This is a genomic window from Pseudomonas sp. TH06 (assembly GCF_016651305.1).
GTDB lineage: Bacteria > Pseudomonadota > Gammaproteobacteria > Pseudomonadales > Pseudomonadaceae > Aquipseudomonas.
On sequence record NZ_JAEKEC010000002.1, the window covers coordinates 183,079 to 202,958 of the forward strand.

The 19,880-nt window shown below is 58.8% G+C and carries 18 protein-coding genes; 13 read left to right on the plus strand and 5 right to left on the minus strand.

The genetic code is table 11. The features are described 5' to 3' along the window. Positions 1–138 precede the first annotated feature (138 nt). Positions 139–2,421 (plus strand): bifunctional diguanylate cyclase/phosphodiesterase, encoded by a 2,283-nt coding sequence (locus tag JFT86_RS24390; RefSeq protein ID WP_201238792.1) that lies wholly within the window; start codon positions 139–141, stop codon positions 2,419–2,421. On the opposite strand, the gene JFT86_RS24395 is transcribed toward JFT86_RS24390, so the two are convergent. Beyond that, a complete protein-coding gene (locus tag JFT86_RS24395; RefSeq protein WP_201238793.1) occupies positions 2,312–3,208 on the minus strand; it encodes an NAD(P)-dependent oxidoreductase in 897 nt (298 codons plus the stop codon). The two genes, JFT86_RS24390 and JFT86_RS24395, sit on opposite strands and share 110 nt — an antisense overlap. A gap of 195 nt (positions 3,209–3,403) precedes the next feature. Here JFT86_RS24395 and JFT86_RS24400 point away from each other — a divergent pair, with 195 nt between their 5' ends. After that, the gene (locus JFT86_RS24400; RefSeq protein WP_201238794.1) at positions 3,404–5,602 is read left to right on the plus strand and encodes a hypothetical protein; all 2,199 of its coding nucleotides are present in this window, start codon (positions 3,404–3,406) and stop codon (positions 5,600–5,602) included. A 295-nt stretch (positions 5,603–5,897) separates the two neighbouring features. Here the strand turns inward: JFT86_RS24400 and JFT86_RS24405 are convergent, their stop codons facing one another. Next, positions 5,898–6,203 (minus strand): DUF2288 domain-containing protein, encoded by a 306-nt coding sequence (locus JFT86_RS24405; RefSeq protein WP_201238795.1) that lies wholly within the window; start codon positions 6,201–6,203, stop codon positions 5,898–5,900. 352 nt (positions 6,204–6,555) lie between these two features. Here JFT86_RS24405 and JFT86_RS24410 point away from each other — a divergent pair, with 352 nt between their 5' ends. The 5 genes from JFT86_RS24410 to JFT86_RS24430 all read left to right on the plus strand — a co-directional run bounded on the left by JFT86_RS24410 (position 6,556) and on the right by JFT86_RS24430 (position 11,568). After that, positions 6,556–7,683: a branched-chain amino acid ABC transporter substrate-binding protein gene (locus JFT86_RS24410; RefSeq protein WP_201238796.1), complete on the plus strand. Its 1,128-nt coding sequence runs from the start codon at positions 6,556–6,558 to the stop codon at positions 7,681–7,683. 230 nt (positions 7,684–7,913) lie between these two features. Beyond that, positions 7,914–8,837: a high-affinity branched-chain amino acid ABC transporter permease LivH gene (gene livH, locus JFT86_RS24415; protein ID WP_008082254.1), complete on the plus strand. Its 924-nt coding sequence runs from the start codon at positions 7,914–7,916 to the stop codon at positions 8,835–8,837. After that, positions 8,834–10,102 carry a high-affinity branched-chain amino acid ABC transporter permease LivM gene (locus JFT86_RS24420; RefSeq protein ID WP_201238797.1) on the plus strand — a complete coding sequence of 423 codons (1,269 nt, stop codon included), beginning with the start codon at positions 8,834–8,836 and terminating at the stop codon, positions 10,100–10,102. The genes livH and JFT86_RS24420 overlap by 4 nt, the downstream gene beginning before the upstream one ends. Next, positions 10,099–10,866, plus strand: a complete 768-nt coding sequence (gene livG / locus JFT86_RS24425) for a high-affinity branched-chain amino acid ABC transporter ATP-binding protein LivG (protein WP_201238798.1) — start codon at positions 10,099–10,101, stop codon at positions 10,864–10,866. The genes JFT86_RS24420 and livG overlap by 4 nt, the downstream gene beginning before the upstream one ends. Beyond that, complete coding sequence (locus JFT86_RS24430) at positions 10,867–11,568, plus strand: ABC transporter ATP-binding protein (protein ID WP_003222380.1); 702 nt, start codon at positions 10,867–10,869, stop codon at positions 11,566–11,568. A 169-nt stretch (positions 11,569–11,737) separates the two neighbouring features. Here JFT86_RS24430 and JFT86_RS24435 read toward each other — a convergent pair whose 3' ends face one another. Then, positions 11,738–12,976 (minus strand): DUF2599 domain-containing protein, encoded by a 1,239-nt coding sequence (locus tag JFT86_RS24435; RefSeq protein WP_201238799.1) that lies wholly within the window; start codon positions 12,974–12,976, stop codon positions 11,738–11,740. 34 nt (positions 12,977–13,010) lie between these two features. Continuing rightward, the gene (locus JFT86_RS24440; RefSeq protein WP_242489570.1) at positions 13,011–14,690 is read right to left on the minus strand and encodes a DUF2599 domain-containing protein; all 1,680 of its coding nucleotides are present in this window, start codon (positions 14,688–14,690) and stop codon (positions 13,011–13,013) included. Positions 14,691–15,006: 316 nt separating this feature from the next. On the opposite strand from JFT86_RS24440, the gene JFT86_RS24445 reads away from it, so the two are divergent. The 4 genes from JFT86_RS24445 to JFT86_RS24460 are packed head-to-tail and all read left to right on the plus strand — an operon-like array spanning position 15,007 to position 17,450. Further along, positions 15,007–15,309 carry a DUF2282 domain-containing protein gene (locus JFT86_RS24445; RefSeq protein ID WP_201201286.1) on the plus strand — a complete coding sequence of 101 codons (303 nt, stop codon included), beginning with the start codon at positions 15,007–15,009 and terminating at the stop codon, positions 15,307–15,309. 25 nt (positions 15,310–15,334) lie between these two features. Next, the gene (locus JFT86_RS24450) at positions 15,335–16,222 is read left to right on the plus strand and encodes a DUF692 domain-containing protein (protein WP_201238801.1); all 888 of its coding nucleotides are present in this window, start codon (positions 15,335–15,337) and stop codon (positions 16,220–16,222) included. Beyond that, a complete protein-coding gene (locus tag JFT86_RS24455) occupies positions 16,219–16,977 on the plus strand; it encodes a DNA-binding domain-containing protein (protein WP_201238802.1) in 759 nt (252 codons plus the stop codon). Before JFT86_RS24450 ends, JFT86_RS24455 begins: the two co-directional genes overlap by 4 nt. Then, positions 16,974–17,450, plus strand: a complete 477-nt coding sequence (locus JFT86_RS24460; protein ID WP_201238803.1) for a DoxX family protein — start codon at positions 16,974–16,976, stop codon at positions 17,448–17,450. The genes JFT86_RS24455 and JFT86_RS24460 overlap by 4 nt, the downstream gene beginning before the upstream one ends. Before the next feature lie 24 nt (positions 17,451–17,474). Here the strand turns inward: JFT86_RS24460 and JFT86_RS24465 are convergent, their stop codons facing one another. Beyond that, a complete protein-coding gene (locus tag JFT86_RS24465) occupies positions 17,475–18,389 on the minus strand; it encodes a LysR family transcriptional regulator (protein WP_201238804.1) in 915 nt (304 codons plus the stop codon). A 104-nt stretch (positions 18,390–18,493) separates the two neighbouring features. On the opposite strand from JFT86_RS24465, the gene JFT86_RS24470 reads away from it, so the two are divergent. Together JFT86_RS24470 and JFT86_RS24475 are read left to right on the plus strand one after the other, a co-directional pair. Beyond that, positions 18,494–19,093, plus strand: a complete 600-nt coding sequence (locus tag JFT86_RS24470; RefSeq protein ID WP_201238805.1) for a short chain dehydrogenase — start codon at positions 18,494–18,496, stop codon at positions 19,091–19,093. A 59-nt stretch (positions 19,094–19,152) separates the two neighbouring features. After that, complete coding sequence (locus JFT86_RS24475) at positions 19,153–19,806, plus strand: hypothetical protein (protein ID WP_201238806.1); 654 nt, start codon at positions 19,153–19,155, stop codon at positions 19,804–19,806. Positions 19,807–19,880 lie beyond the last annotated feature (74 nt).

The window sequence follows — 19,880 nt, forward strand, 5'->3', positions numbered from 1 at the left end:
CAATCGCTATGAGCCTAATGTCAAAATCATTAGGGCCAATGTGCCACTACCGCATGCACCCCGAAAACGGCCTCTATACTCCAGTCATTCGCCTGCGTTGACGACGCAGTAAGGACGACTTCAGAGACGGGGCATGCTATGGAGTGGCTTGGTTTGCAGTTTGTTACCGAGCTGCCGGAGAGCGGGCAGGTCATTCTTGAATGCACACACAACCCCTTGCTGGTGCTGGTGGCCTATCTGGTCGCTTGCGCCGCGAGTTTCGCTACCCTCGACATGGCTGAGCGGGTCGGCCACGCTGAAGATCCCGGTTCACAGCGACTGTGGCGCTGGATCGGCGCAACGTGTCTGGCCGGCGGCATCTGGGCCATGCACTTTATCGGCATGCTCGCCTTCCAGGCGCCGATCGACATTCAGTACGACTTGCCGATCACCCTGTTTTCCCTGCTGATTGCCCTGCTTGCTTCATGGCTGGCCATGCACACGCTGAGCGAGGCGCAACCGAGCCTGATGCATTACCTGAAAACCGCCATCGTCATCGGCCTGGGCATTGCCGGCATGCACTACGTCGGCATGGCCGCGATGCACTCGGTCGCCACGGCTTACTACCAGCCCGTGTTGTTCAGCTTGTCGATCGTGATTGCCATCGTCGCCAGTTTCGCGGCTTTGTGGGTCGCAGGTTACTTGCGCGAAGGCAGTGGCGTCTTTCATCAGATGCTCAAGTACACCGCTGCGCTGATTCTCGGCGCCGGCATCATCAGCATGCACTTCACCGGCATGGCCGCACTTCATCTGGTGATGCCCGAAGGCAGCGTGCCATCTCTGTCGGCAGAAACCGGCCATATGCAACTGGGCCTGACGGTGGCGGTGATCACGTTGCTGATCCTCGGCAGCGCGATCAGCGCAGCGTTGGCCGACAAAAAGCTGCAGAACAAGGAGCATGATCTGCGCCGGGTCAACGCCCTGCTCAGCCAACTCGATCAGGCGCGCATGTCGCTGCAACAAGTCGCCAACTACGACGCCCTGACCAACCTGATCAACCGTCGTGGCTTTAACCAGATCTTCGCCGAGAAGCTCAGCCAGAAAGCCACCGAGGGCGGCATGCTCGCGGTGATGTTTCTCGACATCGACCACTTCAAGCGGATCAACGACAGCCTCGGCCACGATGCCGGCGACGCGTTGCTCAAGGTCATCGCCAATCACATCAAAGGCTCGGTGCGCAGCCATGACGATGTGGTGGCGCGTTTCGGTGGTGATGAGTTTTGCATCCTGATCGGCCTGAATGACCGTGAAGAGGCGCGCGGCATGGCGCAACGGATCATGCTGAAAATGAAAGAGCCGATCGAACTCGCCGGACGCCGGATGGTGATGACCACCAGCATCGGCATCAGCCTTTATCCGGAAGACGGCACCACTTGCGAAGAACTGCTCAAGCACGCGGATCTGGCGCTGTATCAGTCCAAAGGCGCGGGACGTAACGGCTTGCACTTTTTCAGTTCCAACCTGAAGACCCGCGCCAGCTTCGAGCTGCAACTGGAGGAAGAGCTGCGCCACGCCTTGCACGAAGAAAATGGTCTGATGCTGTATTACCAGCCGATCTTCGAACTGAAAACCGGCCGGGTCAGCAAGCTCGAAGCGTTGATCCGCTGGCAGCATCCGAGCCATGGCCTGCTGACCCCGGACCGCTTTATCAGCATCGCCGAAAACAATGGCCTGATCGCCGAACTGGACAACTGGGTCCTGCGCCGCGCCTGCAAGGATTTGGGTGAACTGTCGCGCCATGGCTGCGAAGAGCTGAAAATTTCCTGGAACTGTTCACCGCTGAACCTCGCCCGGGAAGAGCTGGCGGACGAAATCGAAAGTGCGCTGCGCACCGCCGGCGTCGCGCCGGAGCGCCTGGAGCTGGAAGTCACCGAAAACGCCCTGATGGGCAACATCGCCAACACCCTGGTGCTGTTGCGCCAGATCCGCGCTCTCGGTGTGTCGCTGTCGATCGATGACTTCGGTACCGGCTACTCGTCGCTGGCCTACCTCAAGCGCCTGCCGCTCAACACCCTGAAAATCGACCGCTCGTTCATTCTCGATATTCCCACAGCCACGGCAGACATGGAGATCGTCCAGGCGATCATCGTCATGGCGCACACCCTGCATTTGCAGGTGGTCACCGAAGGCGTGGAAAGCCTGGAGCAATACGAGTTCCTTGAGCGTTCGGGCTGCGATTTCATTCAGGGTTACCTGCTCAGCCGCCCGGTGCCGCTGGACGAGTTGCGCCCGGTGCTGGAGGAAATCAATCAGCGCAAACATTCACACACGGTCAATCCGTTGATTCTGGCGCGCGGTACATTTGCACCAGTGTCGCTGGATCTTTCGCCAAAAAGCCTTGCGCCCCGTGCAGGCGCATCAATTGTGCGGCCAATCCGCTGATCGGTGTGGCGGAGCCTTGCTCGCGGGAAAACTTCACGGCGGTATCAAGATCCTTGAGCAGTGTGCGCACGTGCCATTTGATCGGTTCGAAACGGCTTTCGGCCATTTGCGGGGCGAGAATCTGCAACGGCTTCGAATCGGCAAAACCACCGGCCAACGCCTCGGCAATCAGACTGGCATCGACCCCCGCCTGCTCGGCCAGCGCCACCACTTCGGCAATCACCAGTGCATTGCAGGCGACGATCATCTGATTACAGGCCTTGGTCACCTGACCGGCACCGACGCCGCCCATGTGTGTGACGCGTTGCCCCAGACTGAGCAGCACCGGGCGCACCCGCTCAAGGTCCGTCACCTCGCCACCGACCATGATTGCCAGGCTACCGGCCTCGGCCCCGACCACGCCGCCGGATACCGGCGAATCCAGCCAGGTCATGCCGGTTTGCTCCAGCAACTGCGCCGCCATCTCACGGGTCGCCGTCGGCTCAAGACTGGAAAAATCTACCAACAACTGGCCTTTTTTCGCCCCTTCTGCGACACCGGCCGGGCCGAACACGACTTCGCGTACCACCGCCGTATCGGCCAGGCACAACATCACCACGTCGGCGTGTTCACACAGTTCACGAGGGCTGGCTACCTGCCGGGCACCGGCCTCGACCAGTGGCGCGCACTTGGCCGGATTACGGTTCCACACCGTCAGCGGATAACCCGCTGCCAGCAGGCGCCGGCACATCGGCAAGCCCATCAGACCGATTCCGGCGAACCCCAACGAAGGTAGCGTTGACATCATTTAGCCTCCTTTTGATTAAAGATCGCCGAATAATGGCCGATTCATCAACGATCAGGAAAGGATTCCCCCAAGCGACAGTCAGGCCAAGTCCCTGATGCTCGGGCTCAATTCGCGCAAAAAAGACGCGAGATCTTATTCCGTGAGGTTCGCAGGCAACTGGCCAGCGAGCCAACCAGTCCAGGTATATGGCGCACAATGACTTCTAAAAATAATCCCGCCCCTGCGGTATCCGATCTGACCCTGAGCCCTGCCGCCAACAGCCCGTCATCGTTGAAGCCATTGGTCCCGTCGCGCCCGCTGTCGACTCAGCAATACCTGTACTTCACCGAAACCAATACCGACCGCATCCTCGACAACCTCGATGGCCTGCGTGATCTGGTGTTCCCGCGTCCGCCGCACCTGGACGGCGACAACGAACAGCACAACGATCAGGAATTCCCCTCGGTGTGCCTGATCGGCCTCGGTCGCTGCGGCTCCAACATCGCCCTCGATGTCGCGGAGCTGGTGTACAACGCGCGCAAGTTCTACCTCAACGAATTCAACAACGAAGACCGTGCGGCGGATCGGCGTCTGGCCGACAAGGGCTACAGCCCGGCCCAGTGGATCAGGAACAACCTGCGCATCGGCCCGAACAAATCCACCAAACCGGTGTTTCTGGTCGAACCGCTGGTGATGCTCGGCGACCTCGACAAGGACATCGCCGGGCGTATCCGTTTTTCGCGCAAGGGTGAGAAAAGCGGCTTCCTGCGCGACTACAGCAAAATGAAGATCATGGACTTGTCCGAAGTCCACGCCGGTGGCGCCGGTAACGCGCCGATCCTCGGCCAGTATCTGGCGAAGATCATCCTCAACAAGGACACCCAGCGTTTCTCCAGCCCTGACTGGAAAATGATTCACTCGTACCTGATCGACAGCTGCGGCATCAAGGCCAACCAGTCGCGCCTGTACTTCTCGATCTTCAGTGCCGGCGGCGGTACCGGTTCCGGCATGGCCTCGGAATTCGGTCTGGCCCAGCAGCACTCGTACATGAACAAGACGTTCGACACCAAGCCAATGGACGAGCACGACGGCAAGAGCGGTCATTCGTTCGTGTTCGAGCCGATCTTCACCAGTGGCATCTGCGTGCTGCCGAACATTTCCGATCACCGCAGCGAAATGTCCGAGGCGTTGCACATCAACGCCGGTCGCCTGCTGTGCAAATACCTCTCGGAAGAATGGGATTTCTCTTACAACTTCGCCAATGAAGACAGCAGCGAAGCCAGCGTCATGGGCCGTATCCGCCCATGGAACGCGATGATGCTGATCTCCAACGACATCATGCGTTACGCCGAAGAGAGCGATGACGGCAACATCCAGAACATTGATGTCAATGCGATGGAAAAGCACGCCAACCAGTACATCTCGCAGCAGATCTTCAACATCCTGACCGCGCAGGCAGTCACCACTGACTACGACCAGAACTACTTCCGCCGTGCCGGCATCGACATCGGCGAAACCATTCGCCTGGATGCCAACGACCTGTTCATGAGTCTGGCCGGCCCGGTAGCGATTGCCTACGCCGAATCGGTGGTGCCGGAAACGCCGCCGCCGAGCAGCGACAAGTTCAAGGTGTTCGACAAAGAGCCGCAGCGTCTGAACATCGACGACCTGTTCTTCCGCTCGATCGACCTGCCGCACTTCAACAAGGTCACCCAGGCGATCGAAGGCATCAGCCTGCTGCCGATCGAGTCCAAGCGCTACAAGGCGTCGCTTGAGCAGTACAAGAACTCCGGCTACGACGCCGCCGCGCTGCACGACCTGCACTTCTTCAAGAACTGCTCGTCGGTGGTGTCGATCGTCTCGCTGCCGAAAGACTACAAGCTGTCGTACATGGACCTGAACCGGTTGAAGACCCACCTCAACAGCCTGTTCCCCAACACCACACTCAAGCGTTACGCGCTGGTGATCGGTGCTTCGGCCAACCTGTCGCTGACCACCCTGATCGCCAAGAGCCCGTGCCTGTCGGACGACTTCCTGACGCTGATCGTGGCGTTCATCAAGCGTTGCTTTGCGAAGAACCCGTACCGGTTCGACGAGACGCTGGATAACTCGATTCTCGACTTCATCATCAACGAGGAATTCGACGAAGACCGCATCGATGACCTGCTCAACGAATTCGAGAACCCGGCGAAGATCCTCGACACCAACTGGTACGCGATCAAGCCGATGTACGAGAAGAAGTACCGCGAGTTGATCAACGACAAAGAGAAGTTTGTCTCGATCAATGACATTCGCCTGTCGCGCGATTGCGTGAAGAAGTCGATCAAATACCTGCGCGAGATCTATCGCCACCGGATTGGCAAGACCAAGGTTATTTCTCTCAATAACCATACCGGCAAGTCGTTCTCGGTCTGATCCGGAACCGAGTTGCCGCCATCGCGAGCAGGCTCACTCCTACAATTGGAATGCGTTCCCCTGTAGGAGTGAGCCTGCTCGCGATGGGGCCCTTGAACTCACCGAAAATCTCGACCAATCCAATACCCAGAAACAATTAAGCAGCCGTTAGGCTGCTTACTAAACTGTTCCCGTTACGTTTACGTCACCGTGATGCCACCCTCGCTTGTGGTGTTTCTCTACGGCAACGTGCCATCACGCTACTCGGCTACACACTTTCCATCGATGACGGCGCGCACCACATCAGTGCAGACATTCAGACCACCGCCCTTTCCTGGATCAAAATCCACGGACTCACCACCACCGCCCACAGCTGCGGATCGCGCTCGAAAATATCCAGCGCCCGCGTTTCAGACAGCTTGGCGACCTTGTCTTCGGCCAGCCAGGCAGCGACTTTCTCGCCTTCGTCCGATGCCACGGCCTCGGCAGCGGCGATCAAATCCAGCGCAGGGTCGACCCACAATAGGGCACCCTTGGCGAAGAACGGCTCCAGCTCTTTCCAGGTAATAGATGCGGTCTCGCCGAGCAGCTTGGCATAGAGGGTGCTAGGTTCTTGATTCATGGGAACTGTCCGGAAAAGAAATCGACGCGAATGATAACGTCGGTGGTCCGCCAGAAAAACCCGGTTGCAAATGGCTGCACCGAACGAAAAGAGCAGGAACGCCAAGGAATGCTGCTGATTGGGATATATGCCCACGAACGCCACGCCGCAATTCTGTCTTTTTCATTCAAAAATGCGACACCCCCAAGTTTTGCCCCTCGGCGCCCGCTTCCCAGGCCAACAACCGGCGCTCTACACTGTACCGGTACAGTTGCCGGGGGCATTTCCGGAGGGTATCGCAAAGATATCTGACCCGGTTCTGCTGCTACGGCGCCAGAACTCAAAAAAATTACAACAGTAAGAGTGGAGCACTATGACTAAGGCTACTAAGCAGATTTCCAAACTGTTTGCCGCTATGGTTCTGGCCGGGGTTGCCAGCCATTCGTTCGCAGCTGACACCATCAAAATCGGTATCGCCGGTCCAAAGACCGGTCCAGTAGCCCAGTACGGCGACATGCAGTTCAGTGGCGCGAAAATGGCCATCGAACAAATCAACGCCAAGGGCGGCGTCGACGGCAAGAAGCTCGAAGCCGTTGAATACGATGACGCTTGCGATCCGAAACAAGCGGTAGCGGTGGCGAACAAGGTCGTCAACGACGGCGTCAAATTCGTGGTCGGTCACCTGTGCTCCAGCTCCACTCAACCGGCTTCGGACATCTACGAAGACGAAGGCGTGATCATGATCACCCCGGCTGCCACCAGCCCGGACATCACCGCCCGTGGTTACAAGATGGTCTTCCGTACCATCGGTCTGGACAGCGCCCAGGGCCCTGCCGCCGGTAACTACATTGCCGATCACGTGAAACCGAAAATCGTTGCTGTGCTGCACGACAAACAGCAATACGGTGAAGGCATCGCCACCGCCGTCAAGGCAACTCTGGAGAAGAAAGGCGTGAAAGTCGCCGTGTTCGAAGGCGTCAACGCCGGCGACAAGGACTTCTCCTCGATCATCGCCAAACTCAAGCAAGCCAACGTCGATTTCGTTTACTACGGCGGCTACCACCCAGAGCTGGGCCTGATCCTGCGTCAGTCCGCTGAAAAAGGCCTGAAAGCCAAGTTCATGGGTCCGGAAGGCGTGGGTAACGACTCCATTTCGCAGATCGCCAAAGACGCTTCCGAAGGTCTGCTGGTGACCCTGCCGAAATCCTTCGACCAGGATCCGGCCAACGTCGCCCTGGCTGATGCATTCAAGGCGAAGAAAGAAGACCCGAGCGGTCCTTTCGTGTTCCCGTCCTACTCGGCCGTTGAAGTGATCGCCGGCGGTATTGCCGCAGCGAAATCCGAAGACCCGGCCAAAGTAGCCGAGGCCATTCACGCCGGCAGCTTCAAGACCCCGACTGGCGACCTGAGCTTCGACGCCAAGGGCGACCTGAAGGACTTCAAATTTGTGGTTTACGAGTGGCACTTCGGCAAACCAAAAACTGAAGTTTCGCCTCAGTAAGGCGCTGCCTGACTGACTGCCAATAAAGCCCACGGCGTGCCGTGGGCTTTGTTTTACGAATGTATGGGCCGCGCTGGCGTGATCCGCCAGTCTCCCCACCTGAAAATCTCAAAACCGTCATCAGCGGTTCGCTGGCAAAACCCGGATTCGAAGTGGATATAGATCCACGGGGCCGGGCGGGAAAATGACTCCACCAGTGAAATGCGTATCAGGTTTTTAGGAGCGTTGTAATGCCTGACCTCTATCACTTCTTCCAGCAGCTGGTTAATGGTCTGACCATTGGCAGCACGTATGCCTTGATTGCCATCGGCTATACGATGGTTTACGGCATCATTGGAATGATCAACTTCGCCCACGGCGAGGTGTACATGATCGGTTCCTACGTGGCGTTCATCGCCATCGCCGGGCTGGCCATGATGGGAATCGACAACGTCCCGCTGTTGATGACCGCAGCCTTCATCGCGAGCATCGTTGTCACCAGTTCGTACGGTTACAGCATCGAACGGATCGCCTACCGCCCCCTGCGCGGCAGCAACCGTCTGATTCCGCTGATCTCCGCCATCGGTATGTCGATCTTCCTGCAGAACACGGTTCTGCTGGCGCAAGACTCCAAGGACAAATCCATCCCCAACCTGATCCCCGGGAACATTTCCTTCGGGCCAGGTGGCGCACATGAAGTGCTGATTTCCTACATGCAAATCGTGGTGTTCGTGGTGACTCTGATCGCCATGCTCGGCCTGACGCTGTTCATCTCCCGCTCCCGCCTGGGTCGCGCCTGCCGCGCCTGTGCCGAAGACATCAAGATGGCCAACCTGCTGGGCATCAACACCAACAACATCATCGCCCTGACCTTCGTCATTGGTGCTGCGCTGGCGGCCATCGCGGCCGTGCTGCTGAGCATGCAATACGGTGTGATCAACCCGAACGCCGGTTTCCTCGTCGGCCTCAAAGCCTTCACCGCTGCAGTACTCGGCGGCATCGGCAGCATCCCCGGCGCCATGCTCGGCGGGTTGGTGCTTGGGGTGGCGGAAGCCTTTGGTGCCGATATCTTCGGCGACCAGTACAAGGACGTCGTGGCATTCGGCTTGTTGGTTCTGGTGCTGTTGTTCCGTCCGACCGGCATTCTGGGCCGTCCGGAGGTTGAGAAAGTATGACTAGGAATCTTAAACAGGCACTGTTCAGTGCCTTGCTGGTGTGGGCCGTGGCCTACCCGGTACTCGGTCTGAAACTGACCATCGTCGGCATCAACCTGGAAGTGCACAACACCAGCCCGGCCATTCTGGCGACCATCGCCATTTGCTCGGTGCTGATGTTCCTGCGTGTGCTGTTCAACCAGCAGATCAGCAAGGCGTGGAAATCCTCGCCGGGCATGCCGCTGATCCCGGCCAAGGCCAGCAACTTCCTGACCCTGCCAACCACGCAACGCTACATCATCATCGCGCTGATCCTCGGTGCGCTGGTGTGGCCGTTCTTCGGCTCGCGTGGTGCAGTGGACATCGCAACGCTGATCCTGATCTACGTGATGCTCGGCCTCGGCCTGAACATCGTGGTCGGTCTGGCCGGTCTGCTCGACCTCGGTTACGTCGGCTTCTACGCCGTCGGCGCCTACAGCTACGCGCTGCTGTCGCACTACTACGGCCTGAGCTTCTGGATCTGCCTGCCGATTGCCGGCCTGATGGCGGCGACGTTCGGCTTCCTGCTGGGCTTCCCGGTGTTGCGTCTGCGTGGTGACTATCTGGCGATCGTGACCCTCGGTTTCGGCGAGATCATCCGTCTGTTCCTGCGTAACCTGACCGACATCACCGGCGGTCCGAACGGCATCAGCAACATCGAGAAACCGACGTTCTTCGGCCTGACCTTCGAGCGTAAAGCGGCGGAAGGCATGCAGACCTTCCACGAGTTTTTCGGCCTGCAATACAACTCGATCAACAAGGTGATTTTCCTTTACCTGGTCGCGTTGCTGCTGGCGCTGGCGGCACTGTTCATCATCAACCGCCTGCTGCGCATGCCGATCGGCCGTGCGTGGGAAGCGCTGCGTGAAGATGAAATCGCCTGCCGTGCACTGGGTCTGAATCCGACCGTGATCAAACTGTCGGCATTCACCCTGGGCGCGAGCTTCGCCGGTTTCGCCGGTAGCTTCTTCGCTGCCCGTCAAGGTCTGGTGACCCCGGAATCGTTCACCTTCATCGAGTCGGCGATCATCCTCGCCATCGTCGTGCTGGGTGGCATGGGCTCGCAACTGGGCGTGATTCTCGCGGCCGTGGTGATGATCCTGTTGCCGGAAATGATGCGTGAGTTCAGTGAGTACCGGATGTTGATGTTCGGTGCCCTGATGGTGTTGATGATGATCTGGCGTCCACAAGGTCTGCTGCCGATGCAACGACCAGAACTTAAACTGAGAGCGGAGATGCGAAAATGAGCCGCTCAATCCTTAAAGTCGAAAACTTGAGCATGCGCTTCGGCGGCTTGCTGGCGGTCAACGGCGTGGCCCTGACCGTGAAGGAAAAACAAGTGGTGGCGCTGATCGGGCCGAACGGAGCGGGCAAGACCACCGTGTTCAACTGCCTGACCGGTTTCTATCAGCCGAGCGGCGGCAGCATTTTGCTCGACGGCGAGCCGATCCAGGGCCTGCCGGGCCACAAGATCGCCCTCAAAGGCGTGGTGCGCACGTTCCAGAACGTGCGGTTGTTCAAGGACATGACGGCGGTTGAAAACCTGCTGATCGCCCAGCACCGTCACCTGAACACCAACTTCCTGTCCGGCCTGTTCAAGACCCCGGCGTTCCGCAAAAGCGAGCGCGAGGCGATGGAATTTGCCGAGTACTGGCTGGAAAAGGTCAACCTCAAAGAGTTCGCCAACCGTACCGCCGGCACCCTGGCTTACGGTCAGCAACGACGTCTGGAAATCGCTCGCTGCATGATGACCCGTCCACGGATCCTCATGCTCGACGAACCGGCCGCCGGCCTGAACCCGAAGGAAACCGAAGACCTCAAGGCGTTGATCAGCGTGTTGCGTGAAGAGCACAACGTCACCGTGCTGCTGATCGAACACGACATGAAACTGGTCATGAGCATTTCCGACCACATCGTCGTGATCAACCAGGGCACGCCTCTGGCCGACGGCACGCCGGAACAGATCCGCGACAATCCTGAAGTGATCAAAGCCTACCTGGGGGAAGCGTAAATGCTGCAGTTCGAAAACGTTTCCACCTTCTACGGCAAGATCCAGGCGCTGCACAGCGTCAACGTCGAAGTCCGCCAGGGCGAGATCGTCACCCTGATCGGCGCCAACGGTGCCGGCAAGTCGACGCTGCTGATGACGCTGTGCGGTTCGCCGCAAGCGCACAGCGGCAGCATCCGCTACATGGGTGAGGAACTGGTCGGCCAGGACTCGTCGCAGATCATGCGTAAAAGCATCGCCGTGGTGCCGGAAGGTCGTCGGGTGTTCGCGCGTCTGACCGTTGAAGAAAACCTCTCCATGGGCGGTTTCTTCACCGACAAGGGCGACTATCAGGAACAGATGGACAAGGTCCTCGGACTGTTCCCACGCCTGAAAGAACGCTTCAACCAGCGCGGCGGCACCATGTCCGGCGGCGAACAGCAGATGCTCGCCATCGGCCGTGCGCTGATGAGCAAGCCGAAACTGCTGCTGCTCGACGAGCCGTCGCTGGGTCTGGCGCCGATCATCATCCAGCAGATCTTCGACATCATCGAACAGCTGCGCAAGGACGGTGTGACGGTGTTCCTGGTCGAGCAGAACGCCAACCAGGCGCTGAAAATCGCCGACCGCGCGTACGTTCTGGAGAACGGCCGCGTGGTCATGCAAGGCACCGGTGAAGCGCTGCTGACCGACCCGAAAGTACGCGAGGCGTACCTCGGCGGTTGAGTCATCGCGGTAAAGAAAAAACGGCCTCCGGGCCGTTTTTTTGTGCCAACTGCAAGCCTCCAAAAATCCCTTGTAGGAGTGAGCCTGCTCGCGATTTCGGTGTGTCATTCAACATAACGGATGTCTGACACGACGCCATCGCGAGCAGGCTCACTCCTACAGTGGCGGATTAATAAGGATTGCAGTGCTGCGCTACCGCCGTGGCCTGATCGACGTATGGCCGTGCCGGCTCAAGATTCCAATCTGGCTTGTTGCGCACAGGTTTTCCGTCGAAAGTCGCCGCCAGATGACACACCATCTGCCGACGCAATGACCCGCCATTGACGCTGTACTGCCGCCATTGCTGATCGTCCTTATGCTTGTTGTACAGCTCGGCGAACATCCGGTCGGTCTGATCGTCTTTGATCGCCCGACCGCAAGCGGTCGGCACCACCGACAGCGACCAGGTGTTCGGCCCCAGTTTCGGATCAGGCCGTTGTACCCAAGTGCTCGACTCGATGTACTTCTCGCAGAACTTCGGCGCCGCTGGCGTCGAGGTCTGGATGCATGAGAAAGAAGCCTTGGCGACCGGAGTTTTCGGGAAGTCGATCTTGATGATATTACGATCCTTGCCGGTCTTGGCCTTGTAGTCGCGCTGGTTGGCCATCGCATCGTTCAAGCCGCGTTGATCGCTGTAGAAGAAAGCCAGAATCGGCAGTTCGTCAGTTTTCGGGTTGCCCAGACGCAGTTCTGTCTGGGTCTGAAACTCGCGGCTGTTGATGACTTTGCGCGCGCCCATGAAGTTGCGGAAGGCGTCGACGCGCTCATTGCTGCTCATCGGATTGCGCATGTTGAAGCCGCATTGCAATTGGTCCTGCTGCCGATTGTTGTTGTACTGGGTGAAGTGCGCGACCCAGGCGTTGGGACTGGTGATCGGTGGTTTCATGGCCTGGCAGACCGCTTCCGTCGGGGCGGTGTTTTTGTTGTCGCCACAGCCCCGGTCATTGCGAAAGTCAGTCCAGGCATCGTTGGGAAACGCGCAATAAACATGCACCGGAGTCTCGGGGTCGCGAACCAGATCTCTGGGGGTAATCAGATAGCCGTTCTGCGTGCTCATACCCGGGTCTTCGTAACTGATACCGTCGGCGCGCATGTACGACGCGGCAAACGTGCCCAATTCCACGGCTTTCGGGCTGGGATTCCAGACGTCCCATTTCTGCCCCTTGGCCGGGTCGGCGCGGTGCGTGCCCCGAACCAAAAGCCCTGAACAGTCCGAGGCCGGATCCTGGCCGCAGCTGTCGACGGTTTTGTTGTACAACGTTTCGACTTTTTTCAGCGTCTCGTCGCATGACTCGGCATTGGCCCATGTTGCCTGCACCAACAGCGGAAACATGAGTAATGGCGCGATTCTGTTCAAACGTTTTTTCATGGCTTGCATCTCCTTGATTAGCCAACACACACCCTCAACGCGGGACCGGGTTACAACCCGCAGCCCGCGTCTCGTTGTCCGATAACGCCGGCCGGAAAGGCTCAAGATTCCACGGCGTTTTGTTGCGGTAATTGACCAGGACGCAATTCAATTGCTGGCGCATGCTGCCGGCGGATTTTTCGTTGTCACGCCAGTTGCTGTCGGCGCCTTTCAGCGCGAACAGTTGGTCGTACAACGCAGCCACCTGCTCGCTGGGCAAGGCTCGTCCCGCCGCTGTGGGGACCACGCTCAGGCTCCACTCATCCTTGCTGGTGCCGGGGTCGTAACGTTTGATCCAGTCGGCCGAGGCAATGTATTGCGGTGCCGCAACCGGAACCGGATTGCAACCAGCCTTGGCCGATTCCTGCGCAGAAACATTGGGGCGGAACGGCTCCAGATTCCATTCGGTTTTTGCCGGATAGTTCTGAATCAGGCAGCTCAGTTGCCCACGCATGCTGCCCGGCGATTTCTCGTTGTCGCGCCATTGACTATCGGCGCCACGCAGGGCGAACAGTTCTTTGTACAAGGCATCCTGATCACTGGCCTGAATCGCTTTGCCTTGGGCTGTGGGGGTGATCTTGAGCGACCATTCGTTTTGCTTGCTGCCGGGATCGTAACGTTCGATCCACACCGCTTCAGCGATGTATTTCTGCGCAGGTGTCGGTGTCGGTGTCGGTGTCGGCTGCGCGCCGCCAGCCGCCGTCAGGTCTATCGCCTGGTCAGCGGCGACATAGCTGAAACGTTGCTCGGCAGGCTTGGTGAAATCCAGCCGCAGGATCGGCACGCTGTAACCCTGTGCCTGGAGTTTCTTCTGGAAGTTGCGTGCGCTGTTCAGGCCGTTTTCCGGTTTCGGCGGAGCCTGATCGCCGCGAGTGGCGAAGTTCTGCGTGCTGTTGACGTTGTAGATGAAGGCATCGATGTACTTCATGTTTTCGCTGCCATCGTTAGTGGCGGTGGCGTTCTTCAACATGAACTCGTTGACTTGGGCGCTGTAAGAGAACGGGTCTTTGTTGGTGGTGGTCGGCCGGGATTCGTGAACCCGGATCATCGCGTGCCAGTCGCTGGGTTTTTCCGCGTTAAAGGAACACTGGCCGTACTGGATCGGCCCCTTCATCAGCCCGGTGTATTTTTGCGTCCATTGCTCTGCAGTGGTGACCCCGGCTTCCGCACAAGTGCCGTAGGCCAGCGCAGCATTGCGGTTGTTCATCACGCCCTGGGCGGCACGCGGTGGCTCGCGACTGTCGAAAAATCCGCAGCCGTACCACTTGCGCTCAGGCCCGGTGCCGCCATCGAACGCGTAGATGCAGGTAAACCCTTGCTCCTTGACCGGCAGGTTCAACGCTGCCGCATCGGTTGGGGTTCGCAGGATCAAACCGGCCGGGTGAATGAGAATCCTGGTACTCAGGTCCTTGCGAATCCACGAGTAGGAAGTCGCACCGATCTTGACCGCGTAGGGGCTGTAATCCCAGGGGTTGAAGGGCCCGTCGTTGACCATGCGCAAGGTCACCCCGCTGCAATAGTAGAGACCGCGCGGGGCGCCGGTATCCGGCTCCTGGCACTCTTGCTTGAGGGTGTTGTAGTTGTGATTGATACGCTTGAGCGTGTCCTGCGGATCAAGCAACGGCTGCGCGGCCAACGCACTGCACAGCAACGGCAGCGCGCACGCCAGGGCCAAAGTTGAAATCCTGCGCGATAGCACGCGTGAGTCTGAGCGCTCCGTTTTCATAAGATACCGTCCTGGTAAATCGGCCTGTGAACGTGGCCGTTGAAATGACTATAGAACACTCCCCCTGTAGGAGCTGCGGCACGCTGCGATCTTTTGATCTTGTTTTTAAGATCAAAAGATCGCAGCGTGCCGCAGCTCCTACAGGGGGTGAAGTTTTTTCAAAAAAGTTTTCAGGAGGCTGTAACGCATCGCCATGACCATTCTCTAGTGGGGTAAGCAAGCGCATTTCGCTTGTAAAAACCCAAGCTCAACTCGGAGAAACATCATGACTGCTACCACTCGCACCCTGTCCGCCACTGCACTGGTTCTGGCCCTTGGCTCTGCTCTGAGTATGGCCGCCGTATCGACCGTTCACGCCGCTGACGACATGGAGAAATGCTTCGGCGTGGCGATGAAAGGTCATAACGATTGCGCCGCAGGTGCAGGCACCACCTGTGCCGGCACCGCAAAAATGGACTACCAGGCAAACGCCTGGAAACTCGTTCCGAAAGGCACCTGCGCCACCACTGAAAGCAAGACCTCGCCGACCGGTTTCGGTCAGATGGAAGCGTTCAAAGCCAAGTCCTGACCTGCGGCCTGCCTGAGTGACGATCATGTTCACAGTCAACGAACCTGCCCTTTCCGACACTCAGGCAGCCCACACCGGGCTCCCTGCCCGCACCGGGCTGGGGCTCAAGACCGGTCACTTCAGGGAAGTGCTCGGTTCACAACCGGACCTCGGTTTTTTCGAAGTCCACGCCGAAAACTACATGGTGGCCGGCGGTCCGTTTCATCATTTTCTGGAATTGATTCGCGAACAGTACCCGCTGTCGCTGCACGGTGTCGGGCTGTCCATCGGCGCTGAAGGGCCGCTGGATGTTCAACATCTCAAGCGTCTCGGTGCACTGATCGAACGCTATCAACCGCACTCCTTTTCCGAACACCTGGCCTGGTCCAGCCATGGTCCGGTGTTCCTCAATGATTTGCTGCCACTGGCCTATGACACGCCGACGCTGAACCGCGTCTGCGAGCACATAGACCAAGTGCAGAACAGCCTCGGGCGCCCCATGCTGCTGGAAAATCCGGCGACGTATCTGGCCTTTCAACGCTCGACCATTGACGAGGCTGACTTCATTGCCGACGTCATCCGCCGTAGCGGCTGCGGCCTGCTGCTGGACGTCAATAACGTCTACGTATCGTGCATCAACCATCAACGCGACCCATTGGCCTACCTCGATGCCTTGCCATTGCACGCGGTTGGCGAGATTCATCTGGCTGGTTTTGCGGAAGATCGCGACAGTCTCGGCGACCGTTTGCTGATCGACGATCATGGTGCGCCGATCGATCAGGCGGTGTGGAATCTGTACCGCCAAGTGCTGGAGCGCACAGGCCCGGTAGCAACGCTGATCGAACGCGACAACAGTTTGCCGGCGTTCAGCGTCTTGCTCGCCGAGGCCCGGCAGGCTGATGACTTGCTGATGCAGGCCGAGGGGCGATCATGAGCACTCAAGCGACCTTCGCGGCGGCACTGCTCGATGTGCGATCGCCTTGCCCCGAAGGCCTGTGCAGCGCCAACGGTGCCGATCCCGAGAGCCGTTTCGCGGTGTATCGCAACAACGTGCAAAGTTCGCTGATCAACGCTCTGGGTGACAGTTATCCGGTGGTTGCGCAACTGGTTGGCGAGGAGTTCTTCCGCGCCATGGCAGCCGTTTTCATCCAGGCTCAGCCACCCCACAGTCCGTTGATGAGCCTCTATGGCGAAGATTTTGCGGATTTCATCGAAAGCTTTGAACCGACATTCAGCGTGCCTTATCTGGCCGATGTCGCACGTCTTGAACACCTACGTATTGTCGCCTACCACGCCGCCGATGCCAGCCCGATAAGTCCGGAAGAAATCACCGCTGCACTGTCTACACCCGACTCTTTGAGCGAACTGCGCTTTGGGCTTCACCCGTCGTTGCGCCTGCTCGACTCAAGCCATGCCGTTGTCGCGATCTGGGCAGCGCATCAATACGACACAACACTTGAAGGCATCGACCTCCACCAAAAGCAGTACGCCCTGATCTTGCGCAACCGTCTGGACGTCGAGGTGTTTGCCCTCGAACACGGCGCCAGCGTGTTTATCCGTCAATTGCTTGATGGCCAGGCATTGCTCGCAGCGGCGCAAAACAGTCCGCCGTTCGACCTCAGTCAAACCCTCTCCCTATTGATCGCACACAACGCCATCACTCATCTGAACAACAAGGAATCGCCATGAACACGCTCATCCCCCGCGCCATCGCGCTGCTGGAGAAAATCCCCCACAGTCTGATCGCGTTCATCGCGCGTTTTTCGATTGCGGCAGTGTTCTGGAAATCCGGGCAGACCAAGGTCGAGGGCCTGGCTATCGACCTGATTGACGGGACGTTTCAACTCGGCTGGCCGCGTCTGGCGGATTCAACGATTCCACTGTTCAAAAGCGAATACCACGTGCCGCTCCTGTCACCGGAAGTCGCCGCGCACATGGCCGCGTTTGCCGAGCATTTTTTCCCGGTCCTGATCCTGATCGGATTCGCCACACGGTTTTCAGCGCTGGCACTGCTGGGGATGACGCTGACCATTCAGCTGTTTGTGTATCCAGACGCCTATCCGACGCATGGCACGTGGGCAGCGGTGCTGCTGTTCCTGATGGCCCGCGGCCCTGGCAGGTTGTCGATAGATCATCTGATCGCCAGACACTACAACCGTTGAAACTCCTACACGGGTGGATCGGTGTTAGTGAGACAGGCGATCAAGCGCCTCGCCGCTGCGTTTGAACCAGCCGATCAGATAGTCCGCCAATACCTGCGTACGTTTGGGTAATCCACCCTGATACGGATGCACCAGGTACATAGGCAGGCGCCGGGTCTGGTAATCACGCAGGAGCCAGCGCAGTCGACCGTCGGCCAATTCCGCTTGCAGCAGGTACGACGGTAATCGGGCGATACCGGCCCCGGTCAACGCGGCTTTCTTGAGCAGGTTGTAATGGTTGCTGGCGAACGGCCCCGACACCCGCACGCGCAGCAACTCATGCTGCTGGTGATACAGCCACTCCTCGCGTCCACTGTAATGACTGTTAAGCAGACAACGGTGCTCGGCCAGCGCCTGCGGCGTCGTCGGCTCGCCGAAACGTTCGAGATACGCCGGACTGGCGCAGGTCATTTCCTGCCAGGCCAGCAGCGGTTTGGCCACCAGTCGTTCGTCATTGGCCACTTCACTGCGGATCGCCAGATCGAAGCCGTCCCGGGACAGATCGCGGTAGCTGTTATTCAGCTCCAGCTCGATCTGCACTTCGGGATACTTCTGCGAAAACTCCAGCAGCAGTCCATCGAAAAAGGTTTCCCCCAGCGACACCGGCACCGTCATGCGCACCGGGCCGGCCATGTCGTCCTTCAATCGTGCCAATGCCTGACGCGCCCGTTCTACCTGGACGACCAACGCCTGGGCTTGCGGCAGCAATGCCGCGCCGGCTGCGGTCAGGCTCAAACGGCGGGTCGTGCGTTGCAGCAACACCACGGAAAATCGCGCTTCAAGTTGGCTGATGCGCTTGGACAACTGGCCCTTGCTGCAACCCAATTGCTGTGCGGCCAGAGTAAAACTGCCGGCCTCGATCAACACGGCGAACGCCGCGAGGTCATCCATCTCGCTCATGGATTGTTTCCATTTGAAAACCAAAGGTTGCCCATTAGTGCGCTTATCTACAGAAAAAACCACTCTAGACTGAAACCTCGTTCAAACACTTGAGGCACAGCACGATGAAAATTCTGTTGATAGGCGCTGCCGGCACCATTGGTTCGGCCGTGGACAAAGAACTGTCGCAACGTCATGAAGTGATTCGCATCGGTCGCAACAGCGGCGATTTCCACGTCGACATCAGCGACAGCGCGTCCATCCGCAAGCTGTTCGAACAGACCGGCAAGTTCGATGCGCTGGTCTGCGCGGCCGGTAACGTGACCTTCGCCCCGTTGGGTGAAATGAACGAAGACAGCTTTGCCCTGGGCCTCAAAGACAAGCTCATGGGTCAGGTCAATCTGCTGCTGATCGGCCGCGAATTCGCCAATGACGGCGCTTCTTTCACCTTCACCACCGGTGTCCTCAGTCATGACCCGATCCGCAGTGGCGCGTCGGCGGCGCTGGTCAATGGCGCGCTGGACAGCTTCGTGCGCGCAGCCGCCATCGAACTGCCGCGCGGCCTGCGGGTGAACTCGATCAGCCCGACCGTCCTGCTGGAAGCCATGGGCAGCTATGCACCCTACTTCCGTGGCTACAAACCGGTTCCGGCGGCGGATGTGGCATTGGCCTACGCGAAAAGTGTTGAAGGACTGCAAACCGGTCAGACGTTTCACGTGGGCTAAACCCTTGTGATGAGCGGTCAGGCTGCGTAACGTGGCGGCACTTGTCTGGAGAGCCGAAGATGCGTGTTGCCCGTTCGTTAGTCCTTGTTGCCTTGTTACCGTTGTTTGCCGCCTGCCAGTTGTTCGATGGCCAGCGTGAAAGTGCCTCGCATGTCGGGCAGACGCGGATGCAGGGGCAACTGACCGCAGTTGACGGCAAACTGGTATTCCAGTCGTGTGGCGAACAGCGTCAGTACGTGGTCAACGACATCGGCGGCACCAGCATTCTGCAAGAGGCGGCGACCCTCGCCGATGAGCAGGGCAAACTGTTCGCCGACGTACGCGGCAAAGTCGCCGGCGACCGCCTCGACCTCACCCAGTTGTATCGCGTCGAGCGCTCCGGCACCGCGTGCGATGACGCCAATTTCAAACTGCTGATCCTGCGCGCCAGCGGCCATGGCCCGGAGTGGAACGTCAAAGTCAGTGGCAAAGGCATGGTCATCGACCGCGAAGGTCAGCCACCGCTTGCCGTGCCTTATGTTGAAGAGCAACTGGGTGACGGTCGCTTCAACCTCAGCAGTGAAGCCAACAACCAACGCATCGAACTCTGGGTCGCGCCGCAACGCTGTGTCGACAGCAAAACCGGCAGCGTGCAGCACATGAGCGCCGAACTGCGCATCGACGGCCAGGTGCAGCGTGGCTGCGGGTATTTCGGCGGATCGCGCAACGACTGAGCGTTTTAGCCTCACCGGATCCGGCCTTTGCGGCTTATAATCGCGGCCTTCAAACGCCCTGGCGCAGTTGTGCG

What these genes read in the sequence shown, in the direction of transcription:
- JFT86_RS24390 (WP_201238792.1), top strand. Translation starts at nt 139, where the DNA reads ATGGAGTGGCTTGGTTTGCAGTTTGTTACCGAGCTGCCGGAGAGCGGG.
- JFT86_RS24395 (WP_201238793.1), bottom strand. Translation starts at nt 3,208, where the DNA reads ATGATGTCAACGCTACCTTCGTTGGGGTTCGCCGGAATCGGTCTGATG.
- JFT86_RS24400 (WP_201238794.1), top strand. Translation starts at nt 3,404, where the DNA reads ATGACTTCTAAAAATAATCCCGCCCCTGCGGTATCCGATCTGACCCTG.
- JFT86_RS24405 (WP_201238795.1), bottom strand. Translation starts at nt 6,203, where the DNA reads ATGAATCAAGAACCTAGCACCCTCTATGCCAAGCTGCTCGGCGAGACC.
- JFT86_RS24410 (WP_201238796.1), top strand. Translation starts at nt 6,556, where the DNA reads ATGACTAAGGCTACTAAGCAGATTTCCAAACTGTTTGCCGCTATGGTT.
- livH (WP_008082254.1), top strand. Translation starts at nt 7,914, where the DNA reads ATGCCTGACCTCTATCACTTCTTCCAGCAGCTGGTTAATGGTCTGACC.
- JFT86_RS24420 (WP_201238797.1), top strand. Translation starts at nt 8,834, where the DNA reads ATGACTAGGAATCTTAAACAGGCACTGTTCAGTGCCTTGCTGGTGTGG.
- livG (WP_201238798.1), top strand. Translation starts at nt 10,099, where the DNA reads ATGAGCCGCTCAATCCTTAAAGTCGAAAACTTGAGCATGCGCTTCGGC.
- JFT86_RS24430 (WP_003222380.1), top strand. Translation starts at nt 10,867, where the DNA reads ATGCTGCAGTTCGAAAACGTTTCCACCTTCTACGGCAAGATCCAGGCG.
- JFT86_RS24435 (WP_201238799.1), bottom strand. Translation starts at nt 12,976, where the DNA reads ATGAAAAAACGTTTGAACAGAATCGCGCCATTACTCATGTTTCCGCTG.
- JFT86_RS24445 (WP_201201286.1), top strand. Translation starts at nt 15,007, where the DNA reads ATGACTGCTACCACTCGCACCCTGTCCGCCACTGCACTGGTTCTGGCC.
- JFT86_RS24450 (WP_201238801.1), top strand. Translation starts at nt 15,335, where the DNA reads ATGTTCACAGTCAACGAACCTGCCCTTTCCGACACTCAGGCAGCCCAC.
- JFT86_RS24455 (WP_201238802.1), top strand. Translation starts at nt 16,219, where the DNA reads ATGAGCACTCAAGCGACCTTCGCGGCGGCACTGCTCGATGTGCGATCG.
- JFT86_RS24460 (WP_201238803.1), top strand. Translation starts at nt 16,974, where the DNA reads ATGAACACGCTCATCCCCCGCGCCATCGCGCTGCTGGAGAAAATCCCC.
- JFT86_RS24465 (WP_201238804.1), bottom strand. Translation starts at nt 18,389, where the DNA reads ATGAGCGAGATGGATGACCTCGCGGCGTTCGCCGTGTTGATCGAGGCC.
- JFT86_RS24470 (WP_201238805.1), top strand. Translation starts at nt 18,494, where the DNA reads ATGAAAATTCTGTTGATAGGCGCTGCCGGCACCATTGGTTCGGCCGTG.
- JFT86_RS24475 (WP_201238806.1), top strand. Translation starts at nt 19,153, where the DNA reads ATGCGTGTTGCCCGTTCGTTAGTCCTTGTTGCCTTGTTACCGTTGTTT.